General features: G+C 42.6%; 15 protein-coding genes. 9 read left to right on the forward strand and 6 right to left on the reverse strand.

Annotated elements, in window-relative coordinates; translation table 11 throughout:
• The first annotated feature begins 1 nt into the window (after position 1).
• The 9 genes from coaBC to BW980_RS09555 all read left to right on the forward strand — a co-directional run bounded on the left by coaBC (position 2) and on the right by BW980_RS09555 (position 9,833).
• Positions 2-1,207 (forward strand): bifunctional phosphopantothenoylcysteine decarboxylase/phosphopantothenate--cysteine ligase CoaBC, encoded by a 1,206-nt coding sequence (gene coaBC / locus BW980_RS09515; protein WP_076455004.1) that lies wholly within the window; start codon positions 2-4, stop codon positions 1,205-1,207.
• Positions 1,200-2,087 carry a type IX secretion system protein PorD gene (gene porD, locus BW980_RS09520; RefSeq protein WP_076455005.1) on the forward strand — a complete coding sequence of 296 codons (888 nt, stop codon included), beginning with the start codon at positions 1,200-1,202 and terminating at the stop codon, positions 2,085-2,087. Before coaBC ends, porD begins: the two co-directional genes overlap by 8 nt.
• Positions 2,088-2,142: 55 nt before the next feature.
• Positions 2,143-3,795, forward strand: a complete 1,653-nt coding sequence (gene recN, locus BW980_RS09525) for a DNA repair protein RecN (protein ID WP_076455006.1) — start codon at positions 2,143-2,145, stop codon at positions 3,793-3,795.
• A 156-nt stretch (positions 3,796-3,951) separates the two neighbouring features.
• On the forward strand, positions 3,952-4,764 hold the full coding sequence (locus BW980_RS09530; RefSeq protein WP_076455007.1) for an enoyl-ACP reductase FabI: 813 nt from the start codon (positions 3,952-3,954) through the stop codon (positions 4,762-4,764).
• Between the two features lie 125 nt (positions 4,765-4,889).
• Positions 4,890-5,891, forward strand: coding sequence for a glycosyltransferase family 2 protein (locus BW980_RS09535; protein ID WP_076455008.1), 1,002 nt, complete (start codon positions 4,890-4,892; stop codon positions 5,889-5,891).
• Positions 5,892-5,957: 66 nt separating this feature from the next.
• Positions 5,958-6,860 carry a CdaR family protein gene (locus BW980_RS09540; protein ID WP_175609874.1) on the forward strand — a complete coding sequence of 301 codons (903 nt, stop codon included), beginning with the start codon at positions 5,958-5,960 and terminating at the stop codon, positions 6,858-6,860.
• Positions 6,857-7,447: a dephospho-CoA kinase gene (gene coaE, locus BW980_RS09545; RefSeq protein WP_076455010.1), complete on the forward strand. Its 591-nt coding sequence runs from the start codon at positions 6,857-6,859 to the stop codon at positions 7,445-7,447. The genes BW980_RS09540 and coaE overlap by 4 nt, the downstream gene beginning before the upstream one ends.
• Before the next feature lie 83 nt (positions 7,448-7,530).
• On the forward strand, positions 7,531-9,111 hold the full coding sequence (locus tag BW980_RS09550) for a sensor histidine kinase (RefSeq protein ID WP_013996081.1): 1,581 nt from the start codon (positions 7,531-7,533) through the stop codon (positions 9,109-9,111).
• Between the two features lie 11 nt (positions 9,112-9,122).
• Complete coding sequence (locus tag BW980_RS09555; RefSeq protein WP_076455011.1) at positions 9,123-9,833, forward strand: response regulator transcription factor; 711 nt, start codon at positions 9,123-9,125, stop codon at positions 9,831-9,833.
• A gap of 40 nt (positions 9,834-9,873) precedes the next feature.
• Here BW980_RS09555 and BW980_RS09560 read toward each other — a convergent pair whose 3' ends face one another.
• The 6 genes from BW980_RS09560 to BW980_RS09585 are packed head-to-tail and all read right to left on the reverse strand — an operon-like array spanning position 9,874 to position 15,178.
• Positions 9,874-10,386: a gluconokinase gene (locus tag BW980_RS09560; RefSeq protein ID WP_076455012.1), complete on the reverse strand. Its 513-nt coding sequence runs from the start codon at positions 10,384-10,386 to the stop codon at positions 9,874-9,876.
• On the reverse strand, positions 10,376-11,308 hold the full coding sequence (gene miaA, locus BW980_RS09565) for a tRNA (adenosine(37)-N6)-dimethylallyltransferase MiaA (protein WP_076455013.1): 933 nt from the start codon (positions 11,306-11,308) through the stop codon (positions 10,376-10,378). Before miaA ends, BW980_RS09560 begins: the two co-directional genes overlap by 11 nt.
• Complete coding sequence (locus BW980_RS09570) at positions 11,308-12,156, reverse strand: ion transporter (protein ID WP_076455014.1); 849 nt, start codon at positions 12,154-12,156, stop codon at positions 11,308-11,310. Before BW980_RS09570 ends, miaA begins: the two co-directional genes overlap by 1 nt.
• Positions 12,157-12,159: 3 nt before the next feature.
• Positions 12,160-13,530: an exonuclease domain-containing protein gene (locus BW980_RS09575; RefSeq protein WP_076455015.1), complete on the reverse strand. Its 1,371-nt coding sequence runs from the start codon at positions 13,528-13,530 to the stop codon at positions 12,160-12,162.
• A 53-nt stretch (positions 13,531-13,583) separates the two neighbouring features.
• Complete coding sequence (locus BW980_RS09580; RefSeq protein ID WP_076455016.1) at positions 13,584-14,237, reverse strand: YggS family pyridoxal phosphate-dependent enzyme; 654 nt, start codon at positions 14,235-14,237, stop codon at positions 13,584-13,586.
• Between the two features lie 50 nt (positions 14,238-14,287).
• A complete protein-coding gene (locus tag BW980_RS09585; RefSeq protein ID WP_076455017.1) occupies positions 14,288-15,178 on the reverse strand; it encodes a 3-hydroxyacyl-CoA dehydrogenase family protein in 891 nt (296 codons plus the stop codon).
• Positions 15,179-15,180: the final 2 nt, after the last annotated feature.

Genomic DNA, 15,180 nt, shown 5'->3' on the forward strand with positions numbered 1-15,180 from the left:
TATGCTAGGCGGAAAGAACATCCTTTTAGGCATTACCGGAGGGATTGCCGCTTATAAAACTACCTTTCTTGTACGTTTACTGATTAAAGCTGGCGCCAATGTCAAAGTTATTTTGACGGAGAGCGCCAGCTCTTTTGTTTCCCCACTTACCCTGGCAACGCTTTCCAAAAATCCGGTACTTTCCTCTTTTGTACACGAAGGTGAAGGGGAGACCGATTGGAACAACCATGTGGAACTCGGGCTGTGGGCGGACCTGATGCTGGTGGCGCCCGCTACGGCAAATACATTGTCGAAAATGGCTTCAGGTACTTGCGATAATTTGTTGTTGGCCTCGTACTTGTCGGCCAAATGCCCTGTGTTTTTTGCCCCGGCGATGGACTTGGATATGTACAGGCATCCGTCTACAAAAAACGCTTTTGAAAAATTACGGTCTTTCGGTAATATTATGATTCCCGCAACTTCGGGCGAATTGGCAAGCGGTCTTCATGGTGAAGGACGTATGGCCGAACCTGAAGATATTATAGGGTTCGTTAAGACCTATCTGCAAAAAGGGCTTCCGCTTAGCGGGAAAAAGGTCCTGATTACTGCCGGACCCACCTATGAAGCCATTGATCCCGTCCGTTTTATCGGAAATCATGCATCGGGACAAATGGGCTATGAGTTGGCAAAGGTGGCTGCAAATTTAGGGGCACACGTTATTTTGGTCTCTGGGCCATCCTATCTTTCCATTTCACACGAGCTTGTCGATTTAAAAAAAGTTACCTCTGCGGAAGAAATGTACAATGAGGTACATATGCATTACAAAGAAATGGATATTGCCATTTGTGCCGCTGCGGTAGCCGATTACAGGCCTAAAACGGTGGCAGGCCAGAAAATCAAGAAAAAGGAAACCGAATTTTCGGTAGAACTGGTCAAGACCAAAGATATCTTGCTGTCACTGGGTAACCAGAAGGAAAATCAGTTTTTGGTCGGTTTTGCTTTAGAGACGGAAAACGAGCTTGAAAACGCCAAGACCAAGCTTAAAAAGAAAAATTTAGACGCCATTGTTCTTAACTCTCTGAACGATAAGGGTGCCGGTTTTGGAAAACCTACGAACAAAATTACTTTCATAGATAAGAATTCTGGAATTAAGCCGTTTGAACTAAAGACAAAGGCAGAGGTGGCCAAAGACATTTTTGACGAAATCTTGAAAAGATACCATGCGTAATTTCTTATTTATACTTGCTTGTTCATTTGTGATGATGTCGGTCTCGGCACAAGAGATGAACTGTGTGGTGACCATAAACGCGGATCAGGTCTCCCAAACCAATCAGCAGGTCTTTAAAACGCTTGAGCGCTCGTTGAACGACTTTGTAAACAAAAACAAATGGACGAACCGAAAGTATAAGGAAAATGAGCGTGTGAGCGCCCAAATGTTCATTACGATCACTAAGTACGAGTCGAATCGCTTTGAAGGCAATATTCAGATTCAATCGTCCCGGCCTGTTTTTAATACCTCTTACGAAACTCCCGTTTTTAATTATAAAGACAATCAATTGAACTTTGAATACATAGAATTTCAACCTTTGGTGTTCAATGAAAATGTATTCGAATCTAATTTGGTAGGTGTGGTTTCGTATTATATCTACATTATTTTAGGCTTAGATGCCGATACTTTTTCTTTGGAAGGCGGTACCGAGTATTTTAGAAAGGCGCAGCAGATAACTACCCAGGCGCAAGGCAGTAGCTATGCGGGCTGGGATCAAAACAGTGATCGTAGCCGTTTTGAGCTGGTAGACAACCTTTTGTCCAATACCTATCGTGAATACCGTATCGCCATGTATAACTATCACCGTAAAGGACTTGATATTCTAGGGGATAACAATAGTACGGGGAAACAGGTGATTGCAGGTACCATGAAGCTTTTTGAGACCATGATCAAACGCAGGCCCAACGCCTTTTTGATACAGACCTTCTTTGATGCCAAGTCAGATGAGATCCAAAACATCTTTTCAGATGGTCCTAAAGTCGATATCGTTCAGTTGAAAGAGACTTTGAACAGAATTGCCCCTTTATATTCCAGTACTTGGAACGATATTAAATACTAGTTCTTTCGGTACGAAATTATCATTTATCTTTACGGCACAAATCGAATAAAAAACTGTGCTAGTACACCTTTCTATAAAAAATTACGCTTTAATAGATGACCTGAACGTGGCCTTTACCAAAGGGTTCACTTGTATTACTGGTGAAACCGGTGCCGGTAAGTCTATTTTGTTGGGTGGTTTGTCCTTGGTATTGGGCAAGCGCGCCGATTTATCCTCTTTGAGGAATAAGGAGAAAAAATGTGTTATCGAAGCTGAATTTCAAATCGATAAGTATAATTTGAAGTCCTTTTTTCAGGAGAATGATCTAGATTACGAGGAATTGACCATTATCAGAAGGGAAATCCAGCCTAGTGGGAAATCACGGGCCTTTATCAACGATTCTCCCGTTACTTTGGATGTTCTTACGCGATTGGGAAGCAACCTGATAGATGTGCATTCGCAACACCAGACCTTGCAATTGACCGATAACGACTTTCAATTGAAGGTTATCGATGCCCTTGCTGGAAACAAAGACTTGCTCGCTGATTATGGAGGGAAGCTCCGTTTGTTCAAATCGACCTCAAAGGAACTTTCCGAATTGATTGAATTTCAAAAAGAAGCGAATAAAGAGCACGATTACAATAGTTTTTTGCTGCAGGAACTTCAGGCCGCTCCCTTGAAGCCAGGGCTCCAAGAAGAACTGGAAGAGCAGTTTGAGCAATTGAACAACGTAGAGAACATTCTTGAGCTTATTGCTTCGGGCCATCAGTTGCTCAATGACGAACAAGTGGGTATCGTTAGTTTGCTTACCGAACTCAAACAGGTGATGAGTCGCCTTTCGGGCTATGGTAGTCAATATGCCGACCTGAACGAACGGGTGCAATCGGTTTTTATAGAGGTTGACGATATAGCCTCTGAACTTCAGAGCTATCAAGAAGATACCGAAGCCAACCCGCAATTACTCGAAGAAACGAACGCGAAGCTGCAACAGCTTTACGATTTACAGAAAAAACATGGGGTTCAAGAGGTTTCCGAATTGTTGAAAATTAGGGAAGGGCTCGCAGAGAAGGTCAGTGTTACCGAAAATCTTGAGGCGGACATAGAAAAGAAGGAAAAAGAGCTTGAGGTGCATAAAACGGCATTGCAAAAGGCGGCCAACGCACTGACGGCCAAACGGAAAAAGGTGATACCGGAGCTAAAAAAACAACTTGAAGATTCGCTCAAAGCCCTAGGTATGGCCAGCGCTACTTTTAAAATAGAACTTTTTAAGTCGAATGACTTTAAGTCAAATGGAGCGGACGGACTTACCTTTTTGTTCTCCGCGAACAAGGGGGGTGATTACGGGGAGCTGAAAAAAGTGGCCTCAGGGGGAGAGCTTTCCCGTATTATGCTTACCATTAAATCTATTTTGGCGAAATACGAAAACTTGCCCACCATTATGTTCGATGAGATCGATACTGGGGTTTCTGGTGAAATCTCTGGAAAAATGGGCGATATTATGCAAGAAATGAGCCGAAGCATGCAGGTGTTCTCCATTACGCATTTGCCACAGGTGGCCTCTAAGGGCGATCATCACTTTAAGGTGTACAAGCAAGAAGAGGGCGCGGTTACCAAAACCAATATGAAGGAATTGGACCAAGAAGAAAGGGTAGTGGAGCTGGCGGAAATGTTAGGGGGTAAAGAGCTTTCCGATTCGGCCATGGCCCATGCAAGACAACTTTTGAACTAGAATCCGATTTGGCGTATGCCTCCTAGGCTTCCTATTTCGATTCTTAGGTCGATTTTGTCCCTTTAAATGTTTTTTTCTTTACATGGCAACTATTTGTTGCCAACTTTTTAAATATCTTTGGGCCTTTAATAAGAACAACCAACAGAATCTAGCACAATGTCGTATAATTTACTAAAAGGTAAGAAAGGAATCATTTTTGGAGCTTTGGATGAAAATTCAATAGCGTGGAAAACTGCAGAGCGAATCCATGAAGAGGGAGGGACTTTTGTTCTGACCAATGCGCCGGTAGCTATGCGTTTGGGGCAGATCAAGGATTTGGCAGCAAAGACAGGTTCTGAGATTATCCCTGCCGATGCAACGAGTGAAGAGGACCTTGATAACCTGGTCACCAAGTCTATGGAGATTCTAGGTGGAAAAATCGATTTTGTATTGCACGCTATCGGGATGTCTATCAATGTTAGAAAAGGCCGTTCTTATACCGATGAAAAATATGACTTTACCACCAAGGGGTGGGATGTTTCGGCACTTTCGTTCCATAAGGTATTGCAAAGCCTGTATAAGGCTGACGCCATGAAGGAATGGGGAAGCATCGTAGCCTTGACCTATATGGCGGCACAACGCGTTTTTCCAGATTATAATGATATGGCCGACAATAAGGCTTACTTGGAATCGGTGGCACGTAGTTTTGGTTATTTCTTCGGAAAGGAAAAAAATGTCCGTGTAAATACCATATCGCAATCGCCAACTCCTACAACGGCCGGTCAAGGCGTTAAAGGTTTTGACGGTTTTATCAGTTACGCGGAAAAAATGTCTCCTTTGGGTAACGCCACCGCTTTGGAGTGTGCCGATTATACCGTAACCCTCTTTTCGGACCTAACCAGAAAAGTTACAATGCAAAACTTGTTTCACGATGGCGGTTTCTCGAACACGGGCGTAAGCCAAGAGGTTATCGAACGTTTTACAGAGTAGAAACAACGGTTCCGTTTCGTATATGATTGAATTCTGACGAGAATATTTGTTTTCGGCATATGTTTGGGCATTTTATATTATCGGTTAGGTAATGTAAATGTCTTAGGAATCCCGTATAAAAGCTCATGGATTTATCTTTCTCGTTTATAGTTCCTGTTTATAATAGACCCGATGAAATAGCGGAGTTATTGGAAAGCCTGACGCATCAGACCTATTCCGATGATTTTGAGGTGTTGATCGTAGAAGATGGGTCGACCCTTTCGTCGGAAGAGGTGATAGGGAGGTATATGGACAAGTTGTCCATTTCCTATTATAAGAAGCCCAATTCGGGGCCAGGGGATTCAAGAAATTACGGAATGGCCCGCGCCAAGGGCAATTATTTTCTTATCGTAGATTCTGATTGTATGATTCCACCGCAGTACTTGGAAGCGGTGCATATGGCCCTGAAGAAGGACTTTGTACATTGTTTCGGAGGGCCCGATGCGGCCCATGAATCGTTCGGGCTTTTGCAGAAGGCCATTAATTACGCCATGACCTCGGTACTTACTACCGGGGGAATCCGTGGAAATAAAAAGGCACTGGACAAGTTTCAGCCGCGTAGTTTTAATATGGGGATTTCTAAAATCGCCTTTGAAACTGTGGGCGGATTCGGAAAAATTCACCCTGGTGAAGATCCTGATTTTACCTTTCGGGTGTGGAACAAGGGCTTTGATACCCGATTGATTCCAGAAGCTTTTGTGTATCATAAGCGACGAATCGACTGGAACAAGTTTTTCGTTCAAGTAAAAAAATTCGGTAGTGTTCGTCCTATTTTAAACCAATGGCATCCGAAGACCTCGAAAATGACCTATTGGTTCCCTACGTTTTTCTGCTTGGGTTTTTTGGCATCACTTCTTTTGTTTGCAATGGGGATTCGTTTGCCCATCTATTTATATGTGGTTTATTTTTTGCTCATCTTTATAGATTCACTCTTGAAAAACAGAAACTTAGCGGTAGCTTTGCTTTCCTTGGTCGCCGTGAGTATCCAATTTATGGGGTACGGCTATGGTTTTTTAAAATCAAGCATCTTCCTTAACTTTAGCAAAAAGGAACCAGAGATATTATTTCCACATTTATTCTTTAAGTAATTGTTAGACCTAATAACAGATAAGATAAAAAAGGCCCTCAAGAAGAGGAAGGTAAAGATGTTTTTAATGTTTTTATTCTTCTCTACTTTGATATGGCTTATCAATAATCTTTCCCGTAGCTATGTGAGTACGGCCAAGTTTAATTTAGAGTACGTGAACCTGCCGGAAGGATACCTCTTTAGGGGGGCGACGGACAATGAGTTAAAGGTGAGGCTGAAAGCGGGTGGTTTTCAGTTCTTGGGTTTTAATTTTAGGAGGAGTACCATAGCTATTGACCTTTCAGAGGCCCAGCGTAAAGATTCGATGTTTTATGTGCCTCAAAGCGTGTATAAAAAACAGGTAGAGAGGCAATTAAGTGGTTCTATGTCATTGGTAGATATAGAGACCGATACCCTTTTTGTGGGAATGCTGGCCGTAATTTCAAAGAGGGTGCCCGTACGTCCGAACGTGGAAATGAATTTGGCCCGTAATTATCTCTTGGACGGAAAAATAGAAACAAAACCAGACTCTATAACCCTCGTTGGGCCTTCCGACGAGATAGATAGTATAAGGGTGGTCCGTACCAAGAAATTGACCCTGCCCGATGTAGATTCCGATTTTTCCGAATCGGTGGAAATCTATAAATCGGAAAAACTCAAGAATACCGAGTACTCCCATGGTGAAGTAGAGCTTACGGCCAAGATTGCGCGCTTCTCTGAAAAGGTATTCGAGGTACCGATAAAAATGGTGCATTTTCCCGATAATGTAGAGGTGAAGACATTTCCCGATAAGGTCTCGGTTTTGTGCAAGGCCAAACTGGAACGTTTGAAGAAACTCGAAGCCGATGATTTTGAGGTGATTGCCGATTATCGCCAGCTGGAAGAAGGTGAAGGTCATGGGCTAAAACTACAATTGCGAAAAAAGCCTAGTGGATTGCACAGTGTAAAACTACAAAAGGACACGGTTGAATACATATTGAACAAGAAATGAGAATTGTAGGTTTGACAGGAGGGATTGGTAGTGGTAAGACTACGGTCGCTAAAATGTTTGAAGAATTGGGGGTGCCGGTCTATAATTCAGATACCAGGGCCAAAGAGCTTATGCAAAGCTCCCAAGACTTGGTGGCAGCCATAAAGGAGCTTTTGGGTGAGGAAGCTTATCGAGAAGATGGGGCGTTGGATAGGGCCTTTATATCTAGTCGGGTTTTTGATAACCAAGAGTTGTTGAGTAAGCTGAACGCAATTGTTCATCCGGCGGTTCGAAAAGATTTCATACATTGGGCCGATGAACAAACCGCAGATTACGTCATTCAAGAAGCGGCCATCATATTTGAAATCGGAACCCAAGATTTCTATGATTGCATTATTCTAGTGGTCGCCCCTAAGGAAACCAGAATCGAAAGGGTTGTGCAACGCGATGCGGGCATTACCGTAAAAAGTGTAGAGGCCCGAATGAAAAACCAATGGGAAGACGATAGAAAAATAGAGGCTTCCGACTACATCATCGAAAACCTAAACATTGAACAAACCAAGGTCCAAGTATTGGATGTTCATCGCGATTTGCTCAATAAAATCTAGGCCTCACGCAGTTTTAACATTTTTGTTAAGGTTTGGTTAAACGTACTATCTGTGAGTTGTTAAATCTTTAATTTTACTTTTAAATGAATAAGAGGCTATTTATTCTTTTGGTGGCGCTGATGAGTCTCTCCCTGATTGGAATTATTTCCGTTCAGTTCTTGTGGATAAAACAGTCTGTCGAAGATAAGGAGGAACAATTCTCCAATACCGTTTCAGAAGTGCTGAACACGGTATCCGATAAAATTGCGGAAAGGGAAACCAAAGATTATTTTGAGCGTTACCTCAACATTAAGGATAGTGTGGGTGAGCCCAAAAGTTCTCATTTGAGAAATATCTTTTTTATAGATAGGGATATAAACTCCAACGAGATTCGGTTTTATTCCCATGGTATTTTAGAGGAGAATTACAATATAGCATCTACGTTCTTTGATAATGGTAATGCAAGTGATACGGCCACAATAAAGGGGTTTACCAGTAAACGTACCCAAACGATATTTAAAGAGGATTTTGGGCTTGATGGCAAGGGGTATAAACTCAATGCGAAACAGAAACTAGAAAAAATCGGAGGGCTTTCGTCAATAGAAAAGGCCCAGTTTGAAGACGTTTTTAGTGAATATGCCAAAAAGGTGCCGATTCATAAAAGGGTTTCCAAGCAAGAAATTCAACTGTTACTGGATCGGGAACTCAAAAATAGGAATCTTGATCTCGATTACGAGTATGGGGTATATAGTAGAGGGCTTCCTACAAAGGTGAAGTCGCGAAAATTCAAGTTCGCAAAGGACATGCTCTATGAAACACCTATTTTTAAAGATAGTGAGGGGGCTAGTAATTTCTCCTTGTTGATAGCATTTCCGAAGAAAAAGAAATTCTTGATACAGTCCATAATAAAGATGGCACTGCTATCCTTACTTTTTACTTTGGTAATCGTAATCGCATATTCGGGAGCTATTTACCAATTGATACGTCAAAAGCAGATATCCGAAATAAAATCGGATTTTATCAATAATATGACGCATGAGTTTAAAACACCCATTGCAACGATAAACTTGGCCGTGGAGGCTATTCGTAACCCAAAGATAATCGGGAATCCGGAAAAGGTGGACCGCTATCTGACCATGATCCGTGAAGAGAACAAACGAATGCATGCCCAAGTGGAAAATGTATTGCGTATCTCAAAATTGGAAAAGAACCAATTGGATATCAGTAAGGATAGGGTAGATGTTCACGACATAATACAAGATGCTATCGCCCATGTCGAGCTCATAGTGGCCGACCGTGGAGGCTATATCGAAACCCATCTAGATGCCACCCGTACAGAGGTATTGGCCAGTGAAATGCATTTTACCAACGTTATTGTCAATATTCTTGACAATGCAATTAAATATTCGACAGAGGCGCCTCGAATAGATATATATACCGAGGTGGCCAAGAATTTTATTGTGATAAAAGTAAAAGATCAAGGTGCCGGAATGAGCAAGGCAGTGGTCAAAAAGGTGTTTGAAAAATTTTACCGCGAACACACGGGCGATTTACATAATGTCAAGGGGCACGGCCTAGGTTTGGCATATGTTAAAAAAATCGTTGACGATCACCAAGGTGAAGTCTATGCGGAAAGTGAAAAAGGAAAGGGAAGTACATTTTATATAAAATTGCCTTTAATCTAACTCAACAAGTTATGGAAACAGTAAATAAGAAAATACTCTTAGTGGAGGATGATCCCAATTTCGGAATTGTGCTGAAGGACTATTTATCGATGAACGATTTTGATGTCACTTTGGCCAAAAATGGTATGGAGGGGTTTGAGAAGTTTAAAAAGGATAATTATGACATTTGTATTTTGGATGTGATGATGCCCTATAAGGATGGTTTTACCTTGGCCAAGGAGATTCGTGAAAAGAACGAAAATGTTCCTATCGTTTTTCTTACCGCTAAGACCATGAAGGAAGATGTTCTTAAAGGATATAAAGCCGGGGCCGATGATTATCTGAACAAGCCGTTCGATTCGGAAGTTCTTTTGATGAAAATCAGGGCCATACTTCAACGAAAGGCCTCTAATACCTTGGCGGATAGTAAGAAGTTTGAATTCACTATTGGTAATTTCCATTTGAATTCAAAATTGCGTTTCTTGAAATACAAGGATGAGGAAGCAATTAAACTTTCTCCGAAAGAAAATGAATTGCTTCGTCTTTTGGCCTTGCACGAAAATGATTTTATGCCCCGTGAATTGGCACTTACCAAAATATGGAGAGACGATAACTACTTTACATCAAGAAGTATGGACGTGTATATCGCCAAGCTTAGAAAATACCTTAAACGAGACGATACTGTTGAAATTTTGAACATTCACGGTGAAGGCTTCCGGTTGGTAGTCAAAGAAGGAGAATAAAATAGAAATACAATAATAGATATGAAAAGCCCTGCTATGATTATAGCGGGGCTTTTTTGTTGTTTAGCTGGGCGATGACCTCTTCCGTGATTTCGTCGGGTGTAAGCATTATAGATACCGTAATCGCGTCATCGGGCACCTCTAAGGTGTCGAATTGTGATTGTAGTAGTTCGGGAGGCATAAAATGGTTTTGACGCTGCTTGAGCCGTGCCATGATTTCGTCAAAGGAGCCTTTCAGGTAAACGAAATAAAGTTTCTTTTTCAAGCCCTTCTGTAGAATGGAACGGTATTTTGTTTTGAGGGCCGAACAGGCAATGATGGCACCTTTTTCACTGTTCTCAAGGGCCAATAGGTTGAGCCGTTCTAACCAGCCTTGACGGTCATTGTCGTCTAAGGGAATACCTTCGGCCATTTTCTTTACGTTTTCCTTGGGGTGAAAATCGTCCCCGTCAAAGAAATTGATACGGAGTTTCTCGGCCAATAGTAGGCCTATGGTGCTTTTGCCCGAGCCTGAAACGCCCATAACGAATATGATCGGATTTCTATCGTTCATCTAGTTTGTTTTTTAAGGTCGCTATAGCATCTTTGAACGCAGCGTCGTGTGATACCCAAAGGGTTTCTTCGTTTCGCTTGAACCAAGTAAGTTGGCGTTTGGCAAACCTGCGTGTATTTTTTTTGATTTCATCGAGGGCAAAGCTTAGGTCGTCGGTCGTAGCCTTCCCTTCGGCTTCTTTTTGAAAATAGGTGAAAAGTTCACGATAGCCTACAGTCTGCAAGGCGTTAAGGTGTCGATGCTCTATAAGTTGCCTGGCTTCTTCGATAAGGCCGTCGGCAACCATAAGGTCGACACGCTTGTTGATGCGTTCGTATATCAGTTTTCGGTCGGCTTCAATTCCAATGCTTAGGGTTTCGAACGGGCGTTTTTTCTTGTTCTGGGAAAGGAAGGAAGAGTAGGGGGTTTCTGTTCCAATACAAATTTCCAAAGCCCGAATGAGCCGATGTGGATTGTTAAGGTCTACCTTTTCGTAATAGTTCGGATCTCTTTTATGTAGTTCGGCCTGTAGGGATTCGATACCTTTTTCGCTCAATTCTCGATTTAGTTGCTCGCGTATTTTCGGGTCGACTTTAGGAAAGTCGTCGAGCCCTTCGGTCACGGCCTTGGTGTATAGTCCGCTTCCACCGACCATCACGACAATATCATGGGTTTTAAACAGGAGGTCGAGCAACTGCAGTGCGTCACGTTCAAAATCACCTACCGAATACGAATCGAAAATACTGATATGTTGAATAAAGTGATGTTGGGCTCCGGCCAGTTCTTCGGTGGTGGGTACGGCCGTGCCGATTTTCATTTCCTTAAAAAATTGTCTGGAATCGGCGGATATTATCTCGGTCTTAAAATGTTGGGCGAGGGCAATGGCAAGTTTGGTCTTGCCAATAGCGGTTGGGCCGACAACGGATAAAAGTATCTTTTTCATTAGAGCTCGCTTCCACAATTATAACAATGACTGGCATCGTCCCTATGCCCTTCTTTGGCGCAGTTTCTGCAGGCTTGGGTGTTGACGTGCACAAAATTGTTCTCTCCATTAGGTTGCTGACTTTTCGACCTTTTTCCAAATTCAACGGTTACGATTCCCGTGGGAACGGCAATCACGCCGTAACCGACGAGCATGATCAGGGTAGCTATAAACTGGCCCTGGGGCGTTATAGGGGCAATGTCGCCATAACCTACGGTGGTCAAGGTAACGATAGTCCAATAAATACTAGTTGGGATACTGGTGAAACCGGCCTCGTCACCTTCTATAAGATACATGACCGTGCCTAGAATGACCGATAAAATAAGTACGGCAAAAAGGAAAACCGTGATTTTGGCCCTGCTGGCCTTTAGGGCATTTTTAAGTTGGGAGGCTTCGCCAAGGAAGCGTACCAGTTTTAAGATTCTAAAAACCCTTAAAAGGCGCAAAGACCTGATGGCCAGAAGTACCTGCGAACCGGCAAAAATATAGGAAAGATATAAAGGTATGGTCGATAATAGGTCGATAATGCCGTAAAAACTAAAAATATATTGCTTGGGTTGTTTTATACTGACGATCCGGGCAATGTACTCGATGGTGAAGAGTACGGTAACGATCCATTCGAGTATAAAGAGTATTTTATGGTATTCGGCATCTATCCATTTAACACTTTCGAGCATGACCAAAAGCACGCTGATGATGATGAGTATGAACAACAAAATGTCGAACCCTTTTCCCAAAGGGGTGTCGGCTTCATAAATAATTTCATGAACCTTGTTTTTCCAGCCTTTATCGGGTTTTTGTTCTTTCAACTTTTATTTATCGCTTAGTTCTATGATTTTCAATCCGCGTTTTTTGCGAATATAGTTTTCAATGATATGTGCTGTGTTCTCGTTCCCCTCCATAGGGGCTATGATTGATTCTAAGATATGAATATTATTGATTTGATAATTAAGGTCGTAGTAACCAAAACCTTTGAAATCACCATTTTTGATTAATACCGCACTGTATTCGCCAATCTCCCTCCCCTTATCTATGATCACCACATTTTTGTGGTCTAGCGAGTATTTCTGTACGGCATCGTTTACCCTTTGATTGTATGTTTCTACCGCTTCTTTTTTGATGCAGGCTCCCAAACATTCGCCGGTATCGTAGTTCGAGCAATTCTTTTGGGCTTCGGAAATACCGTTTAGCTTATCGCATAGTTGATAATCTCGTGTAAGCTTATATATAAAATTGGCGGCACCCGCATGACTGTTGAATGTTGTGAACGCACCGTTTCTTTCGGTGGTTTTTTTAATTTTTAAGGTTAGGTAACCGGCCTCGTTCTTTTCGACATAGACACCATGGCTGAAAATTATAGGTTTGAGGCGTTGGTTGTATTTGGGACGGTTGCGTTTAAGCTCTTCGTTTTCTTTGAGCATGGCGACCAATTCATTTCCCGTTTTCTCGAACGACACTTTTTTTGTCGCCTTTTGCAGCTGTCGCGAACGACCGCCACTTTTGGTAAAGTGTTGATTGACCCGTTTTTTGATGTTAGAGCTTTTCCCCAAGAACAAAATTTCCCCGTCTTTATCGTGCATATAGTACACTCCCGTTTCAGAGGGCAGGGCATCTACGATGTCTAACTGTCTATCGGAAAGTTCGCCCTCCGTTTCTTTCCGGATGACACTCTTTAAAATGGTTTTATCAAGATCTTTTGAGAGTAACACCTTGAAGAGTTTTAGGGTGGCAAGGGCATCGCCATTGGCCCTGTGGCGATCGCTAACGGCTATTCCAAGTGATCTCACCAGTTTGCCTAGGCTATGCGATTCGGCTTCAGGAATGAGCTTTTTCGACAATTCTACCGTACAGAGTGTTTTACGCTCAAAGTTGTAGCCTAGCCTTCTGAATTCCGTTCGTAGTATTCTATAGTCGAATTGGGCATTGTGCGCTACCAAAACGGTGTCTTCCGTTATTTCAACAATGCGTTTGGCCACCTCATGGAATTTGGGCGCGGTCTGCAACATTTTGTTATTTATACCCGTGAGTTTGACCACAAAGGGCTGAATGTCTTTTTCGGGGTTTACCAAGCTGATAAACTTGTCTACCACCTTATGTCCGTCAAATTTGTGAATGGCAATTTCGGTGATGCCTTCTTCATTGTATTTTCCTCCAGTGGTCTCAATATCTAAAATGGTATACATCTATGCGTTTTTGTACGATGGCTTTGGCCTTATGTGGGTTGAAAATTGAAAAATCAGTAATTTCTCTTACCAAAGATACTACTTCCGATGCGTACCATGGTACTCCCTTCTTCGATGGCAATTTTATAATCGCCGCTCATGCCCATGGATAAGATTTTAATCTGTTCGTTTTCGGTCTGTATAGCGTCGAATATCGACTTCAAATGTTTGAATTCCCTTCTTATTTGGGTTTCGTTATCGGTGAAGGTCGCCATGCCCATTAAACCGACAACGTTTACGTGCTGTAATTGTCGGTATTTGTCCGACTTTAATAAGGTATTTAGCTCCTCTTCGTCAAGTCCGAATTTGGTATCCTCTTCGGCAATGTGGATCTGTAAAAGGCAATCGATACTTCGATTTAACTTTTCGGCCCTTTTGTTGATTTCGACCAGTAGCCTAAAGCTGTCGACCCCGTGCACCAAATCGACGAATTCGGCCATGTATTTGACCTTGTTGCGTTGCAAGTGTCCGATCATATGCCATTTAATGTCCTTGGGCAGGCGCTCCCACTTGCCGACCATTTCCTGTACCTTGTTTTCGCCAAAAATGCGCTGTCCGGCCTCATAGGCTTCTATCAAGTCCTCATCGGGTTTTGTCTTGGAAACGGCAACGAGGGTTACGTGGTCGGGTAATGTACTCTTAATTGCTAAAAGTTGATCTTTTATCATCTGTTCGTTGATGCTTTGTTGATTTTTATAAGATGCCAGTACAGGTGTCTTTATCGTAAAAACTGATCGGAAACCTTTTCGGCCTTCCGCGATTCACTATAGTCATAGAAGCCTTCGCCTGATTTTACGCCCAGTTTTTTGGCCGTCACCATATTCACCAAAAGGGGGCAGGGGGCGTATTTTGGGTTTTTAAAACCATCGTACATCACGTTTAAAATCGACAGACATACATCGAGACCTATGAAGTCGGCCAATTGGAGCGGCCCCATAGGATGGGCCATACCGAGTTTCATGACCGTGTCTATCTCGGCAACCCCCGCAACACCGTTGTAAAGTGTTTCTATAGCCTCGTTTATCATGGGCATTAAAATTCTATTGGCCACAAAACCGGGGTAGTCGTTGACTTCGGTCGGGGTCTTGCCCAGTTGGGTCGACAAGGTCATGATCTGTTCCGTGGTTTCATCGGAGGTGTTGTAGCCTCTAATTATTTCGACCAATTGCATAATGGGCACCGGGTTCATAAAGTGCATACCGATTACCTTGTCGGGCCTGCCGGTAGCAGCTGCAATCTGGGTTATCGATATAGAGGAAGTGTTCGTTGCCAAAATGGTGTTATCGGAACAAAGGGTATCTAGCTCCTTAAAGATGCTAAGTTTGGTGTCTAAATGTTCCGAAGCGGCCTCTATTACTACGTCTACTTTGGTTACCCCTTCTTTGATCGAGGTAAAGGTGGCGATGTTTTGTAGGGTGGACGCCTTGTCGCTTTGGGTTATTTTTTCCTTGGCCAACATGCGGTCCAAGTTCTTGGTAATGGTCTGTATTCCTTTATCAAGGGCCTTTTGGGAAATGTCTATAAGGTTTACTTTGTGGCCTTTCTGGGCAAATACATGGGCAATACCATTTCCCATGGTGCCGGCGCCTATAACAGCTATCTTTTGCATGC

The sequence above is a fragment of the Zobellia uliginosa genome, assembly GCF_900156625.1.
Taxonomy (GTDB): domain Bacteria; phylum Bacteroidota; class Bacteroidia; order Flavobacteriales; family Flavobacteriaceae; genus Zobellia; species Zobellia uliginosa.